The sequence below is a fragment of the Micromonospora sp. NBC_01392 genome (assembly GCF_045040125.1).
Lineage (GTDB): Bacteria > Actinomycetota > Actinomycetes > Mycobacteriales > Micromonosporaceae > Micromonospora.
Genome location: NZ_CP109549.1, coordinates 5,102,605 through 5,119,460 on the forward strand (window position 1 = coordinate 5,102,605; position 16,856 = coordinate 5,119,460).

At 73.5% G+C, this 16,856-nt stretch carries 12 protein-coding genes; 2 read left to right on the forward strand and 10 right to left on the reverse strand.

The window, feature by feature from the left end; all coding sequences use genetic code 11:
• Positions 1-5 precede the first annotated feature (5 nt).
• The 3 genes from OG767_RS21785 to wrbA form a co-directional block, all read right to left on the reverse strand.
• Complete coding sequence (locus OG767_RS21785) at positions 6-2,633, reverse strand: nitrate- and nitrite sensing domain-containing protein (RefSeq protein ID WP_405090268.1); 2,628 nt, start codon at positions 2,631-2,633, stop codon at positions 6-8.
• Positions 2,634-2,734: 101 nt separating this feature from the next.
• Complete coding sequence (locus OG767_RS21790; RefSeq protein WP_405090269.1) at positions 2,735-4,135, reverse strand: FGGY family carbohydrate kinase; 1,401 nt, start codon at positions 4,133-4,135, stop codon at positions 2,735-2,737.
• A 160-nt stretch (positions 4,136-4,295) separates the two neighbouring features.
• Positions 4,296-4,913 (reverse strand): NAD(P)H:quinone oxidoreductase, encoded by a 618-nt coding sequence (gene wrbA, locus OG767_RS21795; protein ID WP_405090270.1) that lies wholly within the window; start codon positions 4,911-4,913, stop codon positions 4,296-4,298.
• Positions 4,914-5,002: 89 nt separating this feature from the next.
• Between wrbA and OG767_RS21800 the strand changes: the two genes are divergently transcribed.
• On the forward strand, positions 5,003-5,494 hold the full coding sequence (locus tag OG767_RS21800; RefSeq protein WP_405090271.1) for a GNAT family N-acetyltransferase: 492 nt from the start codon (positions 5,003-5,005) through the stop codon (positions 5,492-5,494).
• A gap of 172 nt (positions 5,495-5,666) precedes the next feature.
• Here the strand turns inward: OG767_RS21800 and OG767_RS21805 are convergent, their stop codons facing one another.
• The 3 genes from OG767_RS21805 to OG767_RS21815 form a co-directional block, all read right to left on the reverse strand.
• Positions 5,667-6,221, reverse strand: coding sequence for a hypothetical protein (locus tag OG767_RS21805; RefSeq protein ID WP_405090272.1), 555 nt, complete (start codon positions 6,219-6,221; stop codon positions 5,667-5,669).
• Positions 6,222-6,231: 10 nt separating this feature from the next.
• Positions 6,232-10,320 carry a polymorphic toxin-type HINT domain-containing protein gene (locus tag OG767_RS21810; protein ID WP_405090273.1) on the reverse strand — a complete coding sequence of 1,363 codons (4,089 nt, stop codon included), beginning with the start codon at positions 10,318-10,320 and terminating at the stop codon, positions 6,232-6,234.
• A gap of 146 nt (positions 10,321-10,466) precedes the next feature.
• Positions 10,467-10,985, reverse strand: a complete 519-nt coding sequence (locus OG767_RS21815; RefSeq protein WP_405090274.1) for a hypothetical protein — start codon at positions 10,983-10,985, stop codon at positions 10,467-10,469.
• A gap of 201 nt (positions 10,986-11,186) precedes the next feature.
• On the opposite strand from OG767_RS21815, the gene OG767_RS21820 reads away from it, so the two are divergent.
• Positions 11,187-12,293, forward strand: a complete 1,107-nt coding sequence (locus OG767_RS21820) for a winged helix DNA-binding domain-containing protein (RefSeq protein WP_405090275.1) — start codon at positions 11,187-11,189, stop codon at positions 12,291-12,293.
• A 111-nt stretch (positions 12,294-12,404) separates the two neighbouring features.
• Here OG767_RS21820 and OG767_RS21825 read toward each other — a convergent pair whose 3' ends face one another.
• From OG767_RS21825 to OG767_RS21840, 4 genes are read right to left on the reverse strand one after another with little or no spacing between them, the layout of a single operon-like run.
• Positions 12,405-13,613: an ABC transporter ATP-binding protein gene (locus OG767_RS21825; RefSeq protein WP_281938828.1), complete on the reverse strand. Its 1,209-nt coding sequence runs from the start codon at positions 13,611-13,613 to the stop codon at positions 12,405-12,407.
• Between the two features lie 9 nt (positions 13,614-13,622).
• Positions 13,623-14,459, reverse strand: a complete 837-nt coding sequence (locus OG767_RS21830) for a carbohydrate ABC transporter permease (RefSeq protein WP_281938826.1) — start codon at positions 14,457-14,459, stop codon at positions 13,623-13,625.
• 1 nt (position 14,460) lies between these two features.
• Positions 14,461-15,456, reverse strand: a complete 996-nt coding sequence (locus OG767_RS21835) for a carbohydrate ABC transporter permease (RefSeq protein ID WP_107156912.1) — start codon at positions 15,454-15,456, stop codon at positions 14,461-14,463.
• Complete coding sequence (locus tag OG767_RS21840; RefSeq protein ID WP_405090276.1) at positions 15,453-16,736, reverse strand: ABC transporter substrate-binding protein; 1,284 nt, start codon at positions 16,734-16,736, stop codon at positions 15,453-15,455. Before OG767_RS21840 ends, OG767_RS21835 begins: the two co-directional genes overlap by 4 nt.
• Positions 16,737-16,856 lie beyond the last annotated feature (120 nt).

Here is a 16,856-nt window from a genome sequence, read left to right on the forward strand (position 1 = left end):
CGTCGTCACTGTCGTCGTCCCCCTTCGTCACGCGGCAGGTACATCTCGGTCGTCTCCTCGGCCTCGGCCCGGCGCACCCCGCCGTAGAAGCGGGACAGCATACCGCCGACCGCCTCCGGGTCCGGGTCGTGCCGTACCGCCGCGCGGTCCGGGCCGGCCGGCGAGGAGACCGCGGCGAGCTGGGCCATCGGCACGCGTACCGGCAGGCCGTGCTCGTTGGTCCCCCCGGTGACCGGCGTCCGGGCCGGCGCCGGCGTCACACCGAGCACCGACGACGTCGGTCCCTGGCGGGTGAACCAGCCGCCGCCGGCCGCCGCCGGAACGGCCGGGGCCAGCACGTCCTCGGCCCGGCCGGGCACCGGCCGGGGCCGCGGGGCCACGCGGGGCGGGCCGGCGGGCGCGAGCGCCGGAGGGCCGGCGGGTGCCGGCTCCGCCACGTCGCCGAGCGGCCGGCCGGTCAACGGCGACACCGGCAGCGCCGGCTGCGGCGACTGCGGCGACTGGCCCGAGTGCGGCGACGGACCCGGCTGCGGCCGGAGCAGCGGCGACACCGGGTGCCGACCGGCCACCGGCAGCTCGGCGGTCGCCGCGCCGAGCGCGCGGGACGCCGCGGCGGCCTGGCCGGTCAGCATCCGCGCCGGCACCGGCGGGTCCAGCCCCGGCGCGGGCGCCTCGGCCAGCAGGTGGCCCGGGATCCGGACCCGGGTCACCAGGCCCTCCCGGCCGGCGCGCAACTGCACCCGCACCCCGTGCCGGGCGCCCAGGTGGCTCACCACGAACAGGCCCATCCGCTCGGAGGCGGACACGTCGGCCGCCGGCGGCGCGGCCAGCACCGCGTTCGCCTCGGCCAGCGCGGCCTGGCTCATGCCGAGCCCCTGGTCCACGATCTCCACCAACGCGCCCGGTCCGTCCGGCCCGACCACGACCCGCACCGCGGTGTCCGGCCGGGAGAACGCGGTGGCGTTCTCCAGCAGCTCCGCGAACAGGTGCACCAGGTCACCCACGGCGTGCCCGACCACGTGCAGGCCGGCACGGTTCTCGTGGCGCACCCGCTGGTACTGCTCGATCTCGGCGCTCGCCGCCAGCAGCACCGCGCCGAGCCCCACCGGGCGGTTCCACCGCCGGGTCGACTCGGAGCCGGCGAGCACCAGCAGGCTCTCGTCGTTGCGGCGCATGCGGGCGGCGAGGTGGTCCAGCTTGAACAGGTTCTCCAACTGGTCCGGGTCGCTCTCCTCACGCTCCAGGTCGTCCAGCAGCTCCAACTGCCGCTCGACGAGCACCTGACTGCGCCGGGCCAGGTTGACGAACATGGCGTTCACGTTGCGGCGCATCATCGCCTGCTCGACCGCGACGTCCACCGCGCTGCGGTGCACCGCCACGAACGCCTCCGCCAGCTCGCCCAGCTCGTCCTGGGAGTCGATCACCGCCGGCGGCACGTCGATGCGGTTCACCGGACGGTCCACCACCCGCAGCCGCTCCAGCGTCATCGGCAGCTCCACCTGCGCGATGCGCAACGCCTGGCCGCGCAACTGGCGCATGGCCCGGGCCACCGACCGGCCCACCAGCAGGGAGATGAGCACGGCGACCAGGAGCACCGTGACGATGCCGCCGGCCACCAGCAGCGTCTCGCGCAACTGCCGGGCGCTCGCGTCGTCGGCCCGGCCCACCGCGTCGTCGACGATCTCGCTCTCCAACTGGCGGAACAGCTCCTGCCGCTGCTCGGTGGCCGCCCACCACTGCGGCGCGGACAGCAGCGCCGGCGTCGCCTCGCCGGTGGGCAGCGTCTGCTCCTCCAACCGGGTGGCCGCGACGAAGGCCGGATCGACCGACGTCCGGTCGTAGCGGCGGATCTGGTCGGCGGTCGCCGCCACCCGGAACGCGCCCAACGCGGTGAGCTGCTGGGCCCGCAGGTCGCTGAGCGTCACCTGGGCGTCCGGCTCGTACCGGCCGGCGCGGGCGGCAGCGTACAGCTCGGCGCGGATCCGCGAGGACAGCTCCTTGACGCGGGCGAGCTGCACGTACCGCAGCACCGCCTCGGTCAGCGCCCGTCGCCCCTCCCCCGGCGACGGTTCAGCCAGCAGGTTGAGCAGCGCCGCGACGGCCCGGTGGTAGTTGCCGAGCACGGTGTCGCCGGAGAGCACCGCGGGCGGCACCGCGGCCCGGATGTTCACCACCTGGTCGTACGCCTCCAGCGCCTCCGAGTAGGAGACCCGCCAGGCGGCGTCCGCGTCGGCCAGCGGCTCGGCCGCGGTGCGCAGCTCGTCCACCGCCCGGTCGGTGGCCTCCTGCAACGGCCTCAGCGCGGCGACCGCGGCGTCCCGGTCGGCGCCGGTGCCGGACCGGCGCAACGCGGCCAGCTCACCGGCGGAGCGGTCCCGCTCCTGCTGGAGCCGGTCGACCACGGCGGTGATCTGCCGGCCGATGCCGACCTGCTCGGCGAAGTCGCTCAACGTCGTGGTCTGCCCCACCAGCCCCCGGGTCTGCACGCCGGCCAGCACCAGGAACGCCACCGAGGGGATCACCAGCACCGTGGCGAGCTTGGTGCTCAGCCGCCAGTCCCGCAGCCGGAACCCGGAGCGCCGCCGGTGCGGCGGTGGGGCCGCGCCGCGAACCGGGTCGGGACCTGCGCCCACACTTGCCTCCTCGTCCGACTCCACCACGCCGGGGAGCGGGATCCATCCAACCAGGCCGACGGGCGGTGTCAACGCCCGCCCGGACGGCATGAGCAGGACGGTCAGCGCGTCGGGGTGGTGCCCGGCTCGTCGGCGTACGACCGGTCGACATCGCCGACGCCGCCGATGCGGGCCGCCTCCGCGACCCGCCCCAGGGCCACCAGCGCGGCGCCGGTCGCCCCGATCTCCGGGTTGCGCTGCCACCGCACCGTACGCGGGACGAGCACCTCGGCGAAGGCCGCCCGCCACCACGGCGAGGCGGTCAGCGCCCCGCCGCCGAGCACCACCTCCATCGGGTCGGCGACACCGGCCTCCAGCAGCGCGAGGTCGTCGGCGACGAGCCGGCACAGCCCACCCATCAGGCCGGCGAGGAGTTCGACAGCGGTGGTGCCGAAGCTCAACCCGCCCAACTCGCCCGACCCGGCCGGCGCCGTGCCCGGCGGCCGGTCGCCGCCGAAGCGGGGATTGACACGCAGCGTCCGGGCGTCGCCGGCACGGCGCAGCGCGGCCTCCAACTCGTCGCCCTCCGGCAGCCGCAACTCACGGCTCGCCCAGGCGAACAGGTTCCCGCCGCTGGAGTACGCCGCCCCGGTCACCACGTGGTCGTGGTCGACCCGGTACCGCCAGAGCTGGTCCGGCAGCGGCGGCAGCTCCGCGCCGGCCGGCACGGCCTGGATCACCCGGACCGCGGCGGACGTGCCGACGGTGACCGCGGCGCGGGACTCGTCGACACAGCCGGAGCCCACGTTGGACGCCGCGCCGTCGCCCACCGGCGCCGCCCACCGCGCCTCGGCCAGTTGCGGCCAGCGCCGCGCGTGCTCCGGGTTCAACCGGCCGTGCCAGCCCGCCGGGGCCAGCGACGGCAGCCGATCCGGGCGTACGCCGGCCAGCGCGCACGCCTCCGCGTCCCAGTCCAGGCGGCGCAGGTCGAGCAGGCCGGTGCCGGAGGCCAGCGACATCGACATGGGCGCGTCGTCGAGCAGCGCGCCGAGGACGTACTCGGCCAGGCCGACGAAGCGCGGGGACACGTCGCCCCCGCGTGCCCGCAGCCACGGCAGTCGCACCGACCAGTAGCAGCGGTGCCACCAGGTGCCGGTGCGCCGATGGTAGTCGTCCGGGTCGGCCGGGCCGGCGCCCCCGACGGGCGGCGTCGGCCGGGTGTCCAGCCAGGTCAGCACCGGACCCGACGGGGTGCCGTCGGCGGCCAGCGGCAGCACCGAGTGCCACTGCGCGGACGTCGCCACCAGCCCGACCGCCCGCAGGTGCCCGCCGGCGGCCAACTCGTCGAGGCACTCCACCAGGCAGGCCAGGTAGCCGGCGCCGTCCAGCGTCCCGGCGCCGTCGTCGCCGGTGGCCAGGCGCACCTTGCGACGGGCCAGCGCGCCCGGGCGCGGTACCGCGTCCGCGTCCAGCACCAGCCCGCGTACCGACGAGGTGCCGAGGTCCAGAGCGAGAATGTCCATCGCCGGTCAACCTACCCGGCGCCGGCGACGACTCCGATCGGGTTCCCCCGCCCCGAGCGCGCATGGCGGGGCCGATCGCGGGTAGGCCGAAGGACGACCGGTGGTCCGGACGGGTTCGAGAGCCCCCGTCCGGCCACCGGTCACCCGCGTGCCGGGCCGGTCAGCCGGCCATGCCCCGCTTCAGCGCGGCCCCCATCAGCACGGCCCGCTTGGCGGTGAGCGCGGTGGCGGCCAACGCGACGTGGTCCGGGGCGACCTCGCCGTTGTTGCTGGTGTGCGACGCGCCGTACGGGTTGCCGGCGACGAACTGGCTCTGGTCGGTGTAGCCGGGCGTCACCACGATGCCGCCCCAGTGGTAGAAGACGGTGTAGAGCGACAGCAGGGTCGCCTCCTGACCGCCGTGCGAGGTCGCGGTCGAGGTGAAGCCGGTGTAGACCTTGTCGGCCAGCGCGCCGTTGGCCCACAGCGGTCCGGTGGTGTCGATGAACTGCTTGAGCTGGGCGGCGATCATGCCGTACCGGGTGGGCGAGCCCATGATCACGACGTCGGCCCAGGACAGGTCGTCCGGCTCGGCCTCCATCACGTCCTGGGTCTCCAGCCGGTGCGCCTGCCAGCCCGAGTTCGACCGGATCGCCTCGTCCGGCGCCAGCTCACGCACCTTGCGCAGGCGCACCTCGGCACCGGCCTCCTCGGCCGCCTCGACCGCCGCCCGGGCCATCTGGTAGGTGATGCCGGTCGCGCTGTAGTAGATCACCGCGACCTTGACCTGGCCATCCATCAGAGCTTCTCCTTCGCGAGTTCGCCGGTGAGCTTCGGCGACTACCCGTTGTTTGCCACGTCAAACGTCGGCCGTGCCATGCTCGACCGGTGGAGATCCGTACCGCGACGGCAGCCGACTGGCCGCTGATCTGGCCGTTCCTGCACGACATCGTGGCCGCCGGGGAGACGTACACCTGGCCGCGTGACGTCACCGAGGAGCAGGCCCGCCGGCAGTGGATGGCGACGCCGCCCGGGCGGACCCTGGTCGCGGTCGACCCGGACGGCACGGTGCTCGGCACCGCCCGGCTGGCGCCGAACCAGGCCGGCCCGGGCGACCACGTGGCCAACGCCGGCTTCATGGTCGCCCCCGCCGCCGGGGGCTGCGGCGTCGGCCGGGCGCTCGCCGAACACGTGCTGGACGCGGCCCGCGCGGACGGCTACCGGGCCATGCAGTTCAACGCCGTGGTGGCCAGCAACACCCGCGCGGTACGCCTGTGGCGGTCGCTGGGCTTCGACGTGGTCGGCCGGGTGCCGGAGGGGTTCCGGCACCCGACCGACGGGTACGTCGACCTGCTGGTGATGCACCGACGGCTGGACTGACCACGGCTCAAGATTTGCGCAAGTTCGGCGGGCAACCGCTCTCCCGGCCGGCCGCGCCGGGGATCCTGGTCAGACCGGCGCCGGCCGACCGCCGCCCCGCGCCGGGAGCCTGAACGGGGGATCGCGCTCCGTCGGCAACGACGCCGGCGTAGCGCGATCAGGGGTGCCGTGGTCAGCGCCGGCGCAGCCGGGTGCGGCTGAGGACCAGGTCCGTCGCGGCGGTGAACGATTCGACGGGCGACGTCACCCGGAGCTGGTAGAGAAGCGCCTCCGGCGAGTTCGTCCGGGTCTTCGCGAGATAGCCGTACTCGTCCACCACCTCGCTGTCGGCGCACTCGGCGAACGCGACGCAGGCGGCGATGCTCAGCACCTGGGAGGCGGGATCGTGCTGCGACGTCACCCAGACGAACACCCCCGCCTCCGGGTCGTCGACGCCCGGCAGGAACTCACTGAGGCTCAGCAGCGCGCCGGCGCGCCACTCGGGAATCTCGAGAAAGAAGTCGACGTCGGCGCCGAGGCCGGCGGGTTCGGCGACGCGGTCCAGGGCGTCCGCCGGCAGCGGCACCCCGGGCCCGCCGCGCCGACGCTCCGCGGACGCCTCGACGACGCGGACGGGCGGCGGGGCGTCCGGCTGGCCGAGCAGGTCGGCCAGCCGGACGCGGGTGAGATCGACGGCCTCGTGGAGGGTGAACCGACGGTTCACCCGGAGGTGCCACTCGATCGCCATGCCGCAAACCCTAGCTACAGGACCCGGCGAGGCAGTGGATCCAGCCGGTGGCGGTCTTGATGTAGACCTCCTTCACGATGCCCTGCCGGGTGATGTCCCTGATCGCCGGCCCACCTTCGATGAAGCTCTGCAACCGGGCATGGTCGAGCTTGTCCGCCCGGACGTAGACGATCGCGTCGCGGTAGTTCGCGTTGCGCAGCTGGGACTCGGCCTTCGACAGGTGCTTGAGCACCGCGCTCGGGCTGACGCTGTCGGTGGCCTTCAGGCTGGTCGGTACGCCGTCCAGCCAGCCGTCGATGCCGGGGGTGTCCCGCACCGGCTGCCCCACGAACTCCTTGCCGCCGACGTGGTTGCCCAGCTCGTGCGCCTGGGCGATCTCCACGTCGTTCATCTTGCCGGTGTTGGTGACCTTGCAGGCGCTGGTGTTGTGCACCAGCGCCGACGTCCGACCGACTCCGACGTAGTAGGTGTGCAGCTCGGCGACGGTCAGGTTGTGCACCCGGGTCGTCACCGTACGGCGGCTGACCTGCTCGACCTGCACCGACGTGCCCGCCGCCGTGCGCAGCCACTGGCCCCGGTGCAGCTCACCGGCGGACACCCAGGCGTTGCGCGCGGGCACCCAGAAGGGGTGGTTCTCGGTCGCGGTGACCGTCGCGGTCGCCCGGCCGGCGGCCCCGTCGACGTCCAACCGGACCCGGACGAGGTTCTTCTCCCCCTCGCTCTGGATGGTCCGGGTGATCTCCCTGGCCCCGGTCACCCGCCCGACCGGGTCGGTGGCCAGCACCCGGTCACCGATCCGCAGCTTCTCGATCGGCTTCCGGCTGCCGTCGGCCAGCAGCACCGGCGTGCCGGGCAGGAAACTGCTCGCCTTCTTGCACGCCTTGCTGCCGAACTGGTACAGCTCGCGCAGCAGGTCCACGCCGCGTTTGCCGCCGCCGATCCAGCCGACCACCGGAATCATCCCGGCGAGCGACAGCAGCGCGCCCTCCGTGTCGCCTTCGAGATAGGCGATGAGCGCGTCCACCGCGTCGCACGGCTCCCCCACCACGGGGATGAACCCGCAGATCGTCAGCACGAGCTGCCCGACGAGCTTGCCCTCCTCGGCGTCCTTCTGGTCGAAGTACTTGACCACGCCCTCGCAGAGCGGACCGTGGCCCCACTGGATCGTGCACCAGTTGTCCTCGCGTTCGAGCGCGCCGAGCAACGGGTTGTGACACATCCGGTTCAGGTGCATGTAGAGGTTGCACTCGACGCTGCCCGGGTCGGTCTGACCGGCCGTACGTCGAGCCTCGGCCTCCTGACGTTGCAGGGCCACCACCGCCTGGAACGCCTCGGTCGCCGCCTGCCGCGCCTCGGCCGCGCTCCGGCCGGCCTCCTCGGCCGACGCCTTCGCCCGCGCCGCGGACTGCTGCGCCGCCGCGGCGTAGTTGGCCGCGCGCCGCTCCGACACGGTGGCCGCCGCCGCGGACTGCTGCGCGGCCTGCGCGTCGCTGCGGGCCCGGGCCGCCGCGGCCTGGGCGGTCGCCGCCGACTGCGCGGCCGCGGCGGCGGACTGCTGCGCCGCCAGCGCGGACTGCTGCGCCTGGTCGGCGTAGCCCTGCGCCGCCGCGGCGGACAGCTCCGCCTGCCGGGCGTACTCCGCCGCCTCGGCCGCCGCCGACCGGGCCCGGGCCGCGGCCTCGGCCGCCCGGGCCGCGTCCACCCGCGCGGTGGCCGCGTTGCGCGCCGCGTCGGCGACGAGCGCCCGAACCTTGGCCACGTGCGCCGTCGTCTCCTCGTCCCGGAGACGGGCCTTGTACTGGCCGGCGTCGATGAAGTGCCGGAGCGCCGCCCGGGGGCCGGAGAGCGCGATGGTCGCCGCGGCCTTCACCTCCGGGCCGCCCGCGGTCATGATCTGACCGACCCGGATCCGGTCGTCCTGCTCCGCCGCGTCGTAGCGGCCGGACCGGAGGAACTCGTGCCGGTCCTGGTCGGTCCCGTTCAGCGCGGCCTCGGCGGCCGTCTTCATGGTGGACCCACCGGTGGTGATCAACTGACCGATGAGGATCCGGTCGTCGTCGGCCTTGCCCGGGTACGCCCGGGTGCGGAGGAACTCGCGCACCTGCGCGTCGTCACCGGCCAGGGCGGCCACCGCGGCGGTCTTCGCCGCCGGCTTCGTCGCGGTGTCCGCGAGGTGGCCGACCACCGCCCGGTCGTCCTGGCCGGTGGCCAGCGGCAGCTCGGTCGTCAGGAACGCCCGGACGTCCAGCTCCGAACCGGTGAGCGCGCGCTCGGCGGCCGCCCGGGTCCAGGTCCCCCCGGTGGTCAGCAGCCGGACGGCGACCCGGCGGCCGTTGGTCAGCACCACGTCGGCCGGCGCGTTCGGCGCGGTGGCCTCGGCCAGCCAGCGGCGGGTCTCCTCGTCCCGCTGGGTCTCCTGCGCCTCGTCCCAGGCCGCCTGCGCCAGGCGGGTCTCCTCCTCCTTGCGCTCGACCTCGGCGGCCATCACCCCCTCGGCCGTCATGGCCGCCAGCCGCTCGACGTCCGCCTGACGGGCCGCGGTCTCGACGTCCCGTGCCTGGTTGGCGTACTTCTCCGCGTCCTCCGCGGCCTTCATCGCGTTGACCGCGTGCTGCGTGGCCATCTGCGCCGCGTAGGCCGCCTCCCCGGCGTGCGCGGCGGCGTCCTCGGCCGCCGCGGCGGCGTTGTCCGCGTGGGTGGCCGCCGCTCGCGCGGCGGTCGTCGCCTGGCCGGCCGCGGTCGCCGCGCGCCGCGCCTCGGCGCTGGCCGCGTTCGCCGCCCGCTGGGACTCCTCCGCCTTGGCCCGGGCCCGGGCAGCCGCCTCCCGCGCCCGCGCCGCCTCGGCGGCGGACACGTTCGACTGACCGGCCGCCTGCTCGGCCGCGTCGGCCGCCAGCTTCGCGTTGGCCGCCGCGCTCGCCGCCGCGGTGCCGGCGTTGCCGGCGGCGACGGAGGCACGCTGGGACGCCTCGGACGCGTCCGCCGCCTTCCGCGCCTGCTTAGCCGCGTCCCGGGCGATCCGGGCGGCGTCGCGGGCCTGTTGTGCCTTGGTGGCGTCCCCCGCCGCCTTCGAGGCCGCCGTGTTGGCGCGGGAGGCGGCGTTCCCGGCGAGCGCCGCCGCCTGCGCGGCGCGCGCGGCGGACGCCGAGGCGACCTTCGCCGCGGAACTCGCGGCGTTCGCGGCGCCGATCGCGCGTTGCGCCGCCGCGGCGGCACGACCGGCGGCGGACGCGGCACGCGCAGCCGCCGCCGCCGCGTCCTCCGCGGAGTCCTTCGCCGCCGCGGTCTCGGCCGCGGCACGCTGCGCGGCCTCCTTCGCCAGCCGGGCGGACTCCACCGCACGGTCGGCCGCCTGCTCGGCCTGGAGCGTCTCCTGCGCGGCGAGCCGGCCGGCCTCCTGGGACAGGTCGGCGAGCTGGGTGACGGTGAGCATCTCCTGGTCACGCGCGCGGGCCACGTGCTGCCCGTACAGCAGGAACTCCCGGATGTCCTCGGCCGTGCCGTTCAGCGCGGCCTGTGCGCCGGCCCGGACGTAGGGACCACCGCCGGTGAGGATCTGCCCGATCCGGATCCGGTCGTCGATCTCCCGGGCCTCGTACTGGCCGGTACGGAGGAACTCGGTGATCGCGTCGTCGGTGCTGTTCAGCGCCGCCTGGCCGGCGCGCTTCACCTCGTTCCCACCGGCGTTGACGACCTGCCCGAGGCGGATGCGCTCGTCGACGGCGAACGCGGCCTCCCATCCGCCGTTGAGGAACGCGCGGCGGTCCTCGACGGAACCGCTCAGCGCGGCCACCGCCGCCTGCTTCATCGTCGGGCCGCCCAGGCCCGCGTACTCCTCGACCCGGACCAGGTCGTCCTGCTGGCGAGCGGTGAAGTAGCCCTCGTCGAGGAAGTCGGCGACCGCGTCGTCGTCCCCGACGAGCGCCTCCGCCGCCGCTCGCTCCACACTCGCGCCGCCCGACTTGAGCAGGAGAAGCGCCCGGAGCCGGAGTTCACCCGGCTCCGTCTCGTCCGCCGCGTACGACGGGCCGGGCACGACGAGAAACGCGGCGAGCAGCGTCAGGACGAGGCTGAACGCCAGCCCCGCCCGCCTTCGCACCGCACTTGTCCGCCGGATGACACTGGGTCTTGCCGACACGGTCCCTCCCCTGGAACTGACGCGTCAGAGCAGCGAGCACACGTCGCTGCGGATGGCGAAAAGGAGAGAGCCGACCTCGGCGTGCGAGGTCGGCTCCCGGTGGTGCGTCAGTTGGCGGTGGGGAAGCGAAGCTCGAGCAGCGTCGCCGCGCCCCGGGCCTGTCCCTCGCCGACGGGCTGCCACTCGCCCGGGTCGACCTGCTCGGTCTCGACCACGGTCGGGTCGTCCTTGACTTCGACCTTCGCGTCGACGGTGTTGGTCGAGTCACCCCGCACGAAGTACACCATGGGGATCTCCATGGTGAGGTAACCGCTGGCGCCCTTCGCCTTGAAGCAGAAGTTCTTGCCGGCGGGCAGGCTGAAGTCGTTGCTCTGCACCAGGATCAGGTCGGCCGGCGGGTTGTTGGGAGTCGCGCCGCAGTCGGCCAGCACGATGTGCCCGTCGCCCTTCAGCAGCTTGATGCCCCGCTGGGTGAGCACCTGCGCGGCGCCCGGGTAGGTGAAGTCCTCCTCCAGGGAGGGCTGGGTGTCGACCGCGGCCGACGAGGACTGTTGCAGGGCCACGACGGCCAGACCGAGTGAGAGCGTTGCCGCGACGGCACCCGCCTTGAACGTGCGAGACGACACTCGCGTTACCCCCGTATCACGTGGAAACAAATAGCGGTGAGGCGACGACAGGTCGCCGCATCACCGAATGTCACCGCCAGCACACCCGGTGCCGTCGGCGGCGGAGTCATCATTCCACAGGCCGATCGATGTGTGGGGGCACCTCCGGCGGGGGTCCGGCGTCCTAAGCTGACCGTCCACCTGTCGACGGGAGGCCCCGCCGTGACCGTACGCCTCACCCGCGCCGAGGCGCTCGCGCTGCGGATGACCGGCCTGCTGCTGCGCCCGCACCCGGTCGCCCGGCCGGAGCGGGTGGCCGACGTGGTCGAGTGGTTCGGCGCCATGCAGGCCCAGGACGCGGCCAGCGGCCTGTGGTCGCTCGGCGTACGCCTGCCCGGCCGCACCCGCGACGACGTCCACGCGGCGCTGGAGCGGCGCGAGGCGTTGCGCACCTGGCCGATGCGCGGCACGGTGCACCTGGTGCCGGCGCGGGACGCGCACTGGATGCTGGCGGTGACCGGGGTCCGCGCCCTGGCCGGATCGGCGGCCCGGTGGCGGCAGCTCGGGTTGACGCTCGCCGACGGGGACCACGCCGGCGACGTGCTCGGCGCGGCGCTGGGCGGGGGCGGCCGGCTCACCCGCACCGAGTGCCTGGCCGCGTTGCGCGCCGCCGGGCTGGACACCACCGGCCAGCGCGGCTACCACCTGCTCTGGTACGCGAGCCAGCGCGGCATCACCTGCATCGCCCCGCACGTCGGCACCGAGCAGACGTTCGCGCTGCTCGACGAGTGGGTGCCCGACCCGCACCGCCCGGAGCGGGACGAGGCGCTGGCGTTGCTGGCCCACCGTTACGTGCGCGGCCACGGCCCGGTGACCCGGCACGAGCTGGCCCGCTGGAGCGGCCTGACCGTCACCGACGCGACCCGGGCCGTGACGCTGGCCGGCGACCTCCTCGCCCCGGTCGAGGTCGACGGTGAACCCGCCGTGGTCGACGCCGCGCTGCTCGACACCCCCCGCGAGCCGGTCGACGACCTGCACACGCTGCCCGGCTTCGACGAGTACCTGCTGGGCTACCGGGACCGTTCGCTGATGCTCGACCCGGCACACGCCGCCGCCGTGGTGCCGGGCAACAACGGCATGTTCCAGTCCACCGTGGTGCGTGGCGGCCGGGTGGTCGGCACCTGGCGGCGGACGCTGGGGGCGACCACGGTGACCGTGACGGTGCGGCAGCAGCTCGTCCCGTTCGACGCCGAGCTGCGCGCCCGGGTGGACGCGGCCCTGGCCCGCTACGCCCGCTTCCTCGGGCTGGCGCTGCGTCACTCCTGGTGACGCCGCGCGGTGGCAGCAGCCCGGCGGGCACGGTGTGCCGGCACGGCGCGTCCGCCCGGAGACGGCGGAGGGGCCGACGGCACCCGCCGCCGGCCCCTGCACGCGGAGCGCTCAGTCGGCGAGCGCGCCGGCCGCCCGCCCCTCGTGCAGCGTCAGGTTGCGCCCGCTGCCCGGGTCGAACAGGTGGATCTTCTCCAGGTTGAACCACACCCGGCGGGACTCGCCCTCCCGCGCCGGCGACTCCGCCGACAACCGGGTGACCAGGCTGGAACCCGCGCCGGCGAAGTCGGCGGCGCCGGCGTCCGCGGCCAGCTCCTCCAACTCGGCGGCGGTGGCCCGCTCCCCCTCCACGGTGAAGTAGACGTACTTGTCCGAGCCCATCGACTCGACGATGTCGACAGGCGCCTCGAACTCCAGGCCCCGACGGCGGGTCTCGTCGTCGATCAGCGCGGCGTCCTCGAAGTGCTCCGGCCGGATGCCGAGGATCAGCTCGCGGGGCGCGTCACCGGCCTCCAGCTCGCGGCGGACCCGCTCGCCGATCGGCACGTCGCCCAGCGCGGTCCGCAGCTTCCCGTCCTCCACCGCGGCGTGCACGAAGTTCATCGACGGCGAGCCGATGAACCCGGCGACGAAGAGGTTGCGCGGGTGGTCGTACAGCTCCTGCGGCGGGCCGACCTGCTGCACCGCGCCGCCCCGCATGATGACCACCCGGTCGCCGAGCGTCATCGCCTCCGTCTGGTCGTGGGTCACGTAGACGGTGGTGGTGCCGAGCTGCTTCTGCAACCGGGACACCACCGTGCGCATCTGCACCCGCAGCTTGGCGTCCAGGTTGGACAACGGCTCGTCCATCAGGAACGCCTTCGGCTGGCGCACGATCGCCCGGCCCATCGCCACCCGCTGCCGCTGGCCGCCGGAGAGGTTGGCCGGCTTGCGGTCCAGCAGCGCGGTCAGCTCCAGCACCTTGGCGGCCTCGTCGACCTTCTGGTTGATGGTCTCCTTGTCCATCTTCGCCAGGCGCAACGGGAAGGCCATGTTCTCCCGGACCGTCATGTTCGGGTAGAGCGCGTACGACTGGAAGACCATGGCGATGTCCCGGTCCCGGGGGGCCTTGTCGTTGACCCGCTCGCCACCGATGCGCAGCTCACCGTCGCTGATGTCCTCCAGCCCGGCGATCATGTTCAGGGTGGTGGACTTCCCGCAGCCGGACGGGCCGACCAGGATGACGAACTCGCCGTCGGCGATCTCCAGGTCGACGTCCCGCACCGCGGTGGTCCCGTCCGGGAACCGCTTGCTCACCTTGTCCAGCACGATGTCAGCCATTGTTGTCACCTATCCCTTGACTGCGCCGGAGGTCAGGCCGGAGACGATGCGGCGCTGGAAGAAGAGCACGAACAGGATGATCGGTACGGTGATCACCACGGCGGCGGCGCAGATCGCCCCGGTGGGGTCCTCGAACTGCGACTCGCCGGTGAAGAACTGGAGGGCCACCGGGACCGTGCGGGACCGCTCGGTCGAGGTGAGCGTGATCGCGAACAGGAAGTCGTTCCAGCAGAAGATGAAGACCAGGATGGCCGTGGTGAACACGCCCGGTGCGGCCAGCGGGGCGATCACCCGCCGGAACGCCTGACCCTGGGTGGCGCCGTCCATCTTCGCCGCCTTCTCCAGGTCCCACGGGATCTGCTTGAAGAACGCCGACAGCGTGTAGATCGCCAGCGGCAGCGCGAACGTGATGTACGGCAGGATCAGGCCGGGCCAGGTGTCGAAGAGGCCGAGCTGCCGCTCGATCTCGAACAGCGGCGACACCAGCGACACCTGCGGGAACATCGCGATCAGCAGGGAGACCCCGACCAGCAGCTTCTTGCCCGGGAAGTCCAGCCGGGAGATCGCGTACGCGGCCATCGTGCCGAGCACCACCGCGATCGCGGTGGCGATCAGCGCGATGCCGATCGAGTTGACCAGGGCCCGGACGAACTGGTCGGTGTCGAAGATCGTCCGGTAGTTGTCGAGCGTCCACTCCCGCGGCCAGAAATTGCCGTCCGTGAGCGTGCCCGGGGTCTTGAACGACAGCGAGGCGATCCAGAGCACCGGCACCAGCGCGAAGACGACGACCACGACGTCCAGCACGCCCCAGCGCAGCTTCGCCCGCGTGGTGGTTTCCACGGCCATGTCAGCGCCTCTCCCCATCGTCGCTGCCGGGAGCAGCGGTGCCGAACAGCTTCACGAAGACGAACGCGATGATCGCCACGGTGATGAAGATCAGCACCGACATCGTGGAGCCGATGCCGAGGTTCAGGCCCCGGATCAGGTTGTTGTAGGCCAGCATCGAGACCGACGAGGTCTCGTTGCCGCCGTTGGTGAGCACGAAGATGTTGTCGAAGACCCGGAACGCGTCGAGCGTGCGGAACAGCAGCGCGACCAGGATCGCCGGCTTCATCACCGGCAGCATCACCTTGGTGAACCGCTGCCACGCCGTCGCGCCGTCGGTGGAGGCCGCCTTGAGCAGGTCCTCCGGCACCAGCGCCAGCCCGGCCATCAGCAGCAGCGCCATGAACGGGGTGGTCTTCCAGATCTCCGCCAGCATGATGATCGCCAGCGAGCTGGCCCGCTCGGTGAGCGGCGCGCTGCCGTCGAAGAGGTTCGCCAGGTAACCGGTGCCCGGCGTCCAGGCGTACCGCCAGGAGAACGCCGCGACCACCGTGACGATGCCGTACGGGATCAGCGCCGCGGTGCGGACGATGCCCCGGCCGACAAGCGTCCGGTGCATGATCATCGCCAGGCCCATGCCGAGCACCAGCTCGATCGCCACGGTGACCACCGTGATCAGCATGGTCACCCCGAACGCGGTCCACCAGAAGTCGTTCGTCAGCACGGTGACGTAGTTCTCCAGCCCGACGAACTGCCGCTCGTCGGGGAACCGCAGGTCGTAGCGCTGCAACGACAGCCAGATCGAGTACAGGATCGGGTACGCGGTGACCAGCACCATGACCAGCGCGGCCGGCGCGCACAGCAGCCAGCCGAGGCGTCGCTCGGCCCGCTTGTTGTCGCTCAGCGGAGCGCGGGCGCCCCGGCGGGCCCGCTGGGCGGGCACCGCGGCGTGCCTGGCGGCCGGCTGCTCCGCCTCGGCGGCGGCCTCCGCGCCGGCCGGCGTGGCGTTCACGCTCATGGCAGGACACCCTTCGACTCCAGCGCGTCGGCGATCGCCTTGCGCAGCTCGTCCGCGGTCCGCTCGGGGTTGATCCCCGAGGGCGGCGACAGGATCGCCGACATCACCGTGGAGATGCTCTGGTACGCCGGGGTCAGCGGTCGCACCGCCGGCTCCTTCAGCTCCTCCAGGATGGTCTCCTTCATCGGGTACGCCTCGGCCATCTCCGGGTCGTCGTAGACCGCCTCGATGGTCGGCGGCACGCCGTCGTTGACCGCGGAGAACTTCTGGTGCTCCGCGTTGCGGATGCACCGGGCCGCCTCGAACGACTCGGTCGGGCGCTTCGAGTACTTGCTCACCGCGAGGTTGACCCCGCCGATGGTGACCTTGCTCGGGGTGTTCGCGTCGATGCCGGGCACCCGCGCCCACTTGACGTCCTTGGCCAGCTCCGGGTTGGCCTCCTGCATCGCCGGATACACGAACGGCCAGTTGACCTGGAACGCGCCGCCGCCGGACTGGAACTCCAGCCGGACCGGGTCCTCGACCGCGTTGCTGAACGACGGTGAGGTCACGCCCGACGTGGCGAACGTCTTGAGCTGCTCCAGCGCGCGCACGGTGCCGGCGTCCATGACCGCCTTCTTGCCGTCGTCGCTGAGGATCTTGCCGCCGGCGCTCTCGGCGAGCGTGTTGTAGAGCACCACCAGGCCCTCGTACTGGGCACCCATGGTGAGCACCCGGTAGGGCTTGTTCTGCTCCTTGAGCTGCTGGGCCGCCGAGATCATCTCGTCCCAGGTCTTCGGCGGCTGCGACACCAGGTCGGCGCGGTACCAGAGCAGTTGCACGTTGGTGTTCTTCGGCGCGGCGAAGAGCTTGTCCTCGTACTTGGCGGTGTCCAGCGGGCCGGCGAGCGTGCCCTGCTCCACCTCGGCCTTGTCCTGGCCGGTCCACTCCCGGATCCAGTCCGCGCTGGCGAACTCCTGCGTCCAGGTGACGTCCAGGCCGAGCACGTCCATGCCGCTGTCCTGCGCCGCGAGCCGTCGCACCATCTGCACCCGCTGCTCGTCGGCCTCGCGCGGCAGCACCCGGTAGCTGATCCGGTAGCGCCCCTGGGCCTGCGCGTTGCAGTCGTCGACCACCTTCTGCAGGTTCTGCTCCGGCGGGTAGTACAGGTTGATCGTCGGCGTGCCACCGTCGCCGCCGGACCCGCAGGCGGCCAGCGGGGCCACCAACGCGAGCGCGGCGGCCGCCGCCGCCACGCGTCCGGCCGGCCGCCGTGCGGCCGTGTCGGGGACTGTCGTCATCACCCTCCCCCTCTCTTCGGCGAGAGCCGGGGAGGTCACCCGTGCCCCGGCGCACGGCGAGACGGTCGAGGCACCGGCCCTGCGCCCGACGCCCCGGGCGTTTCGTGCGGCAGAACGTGC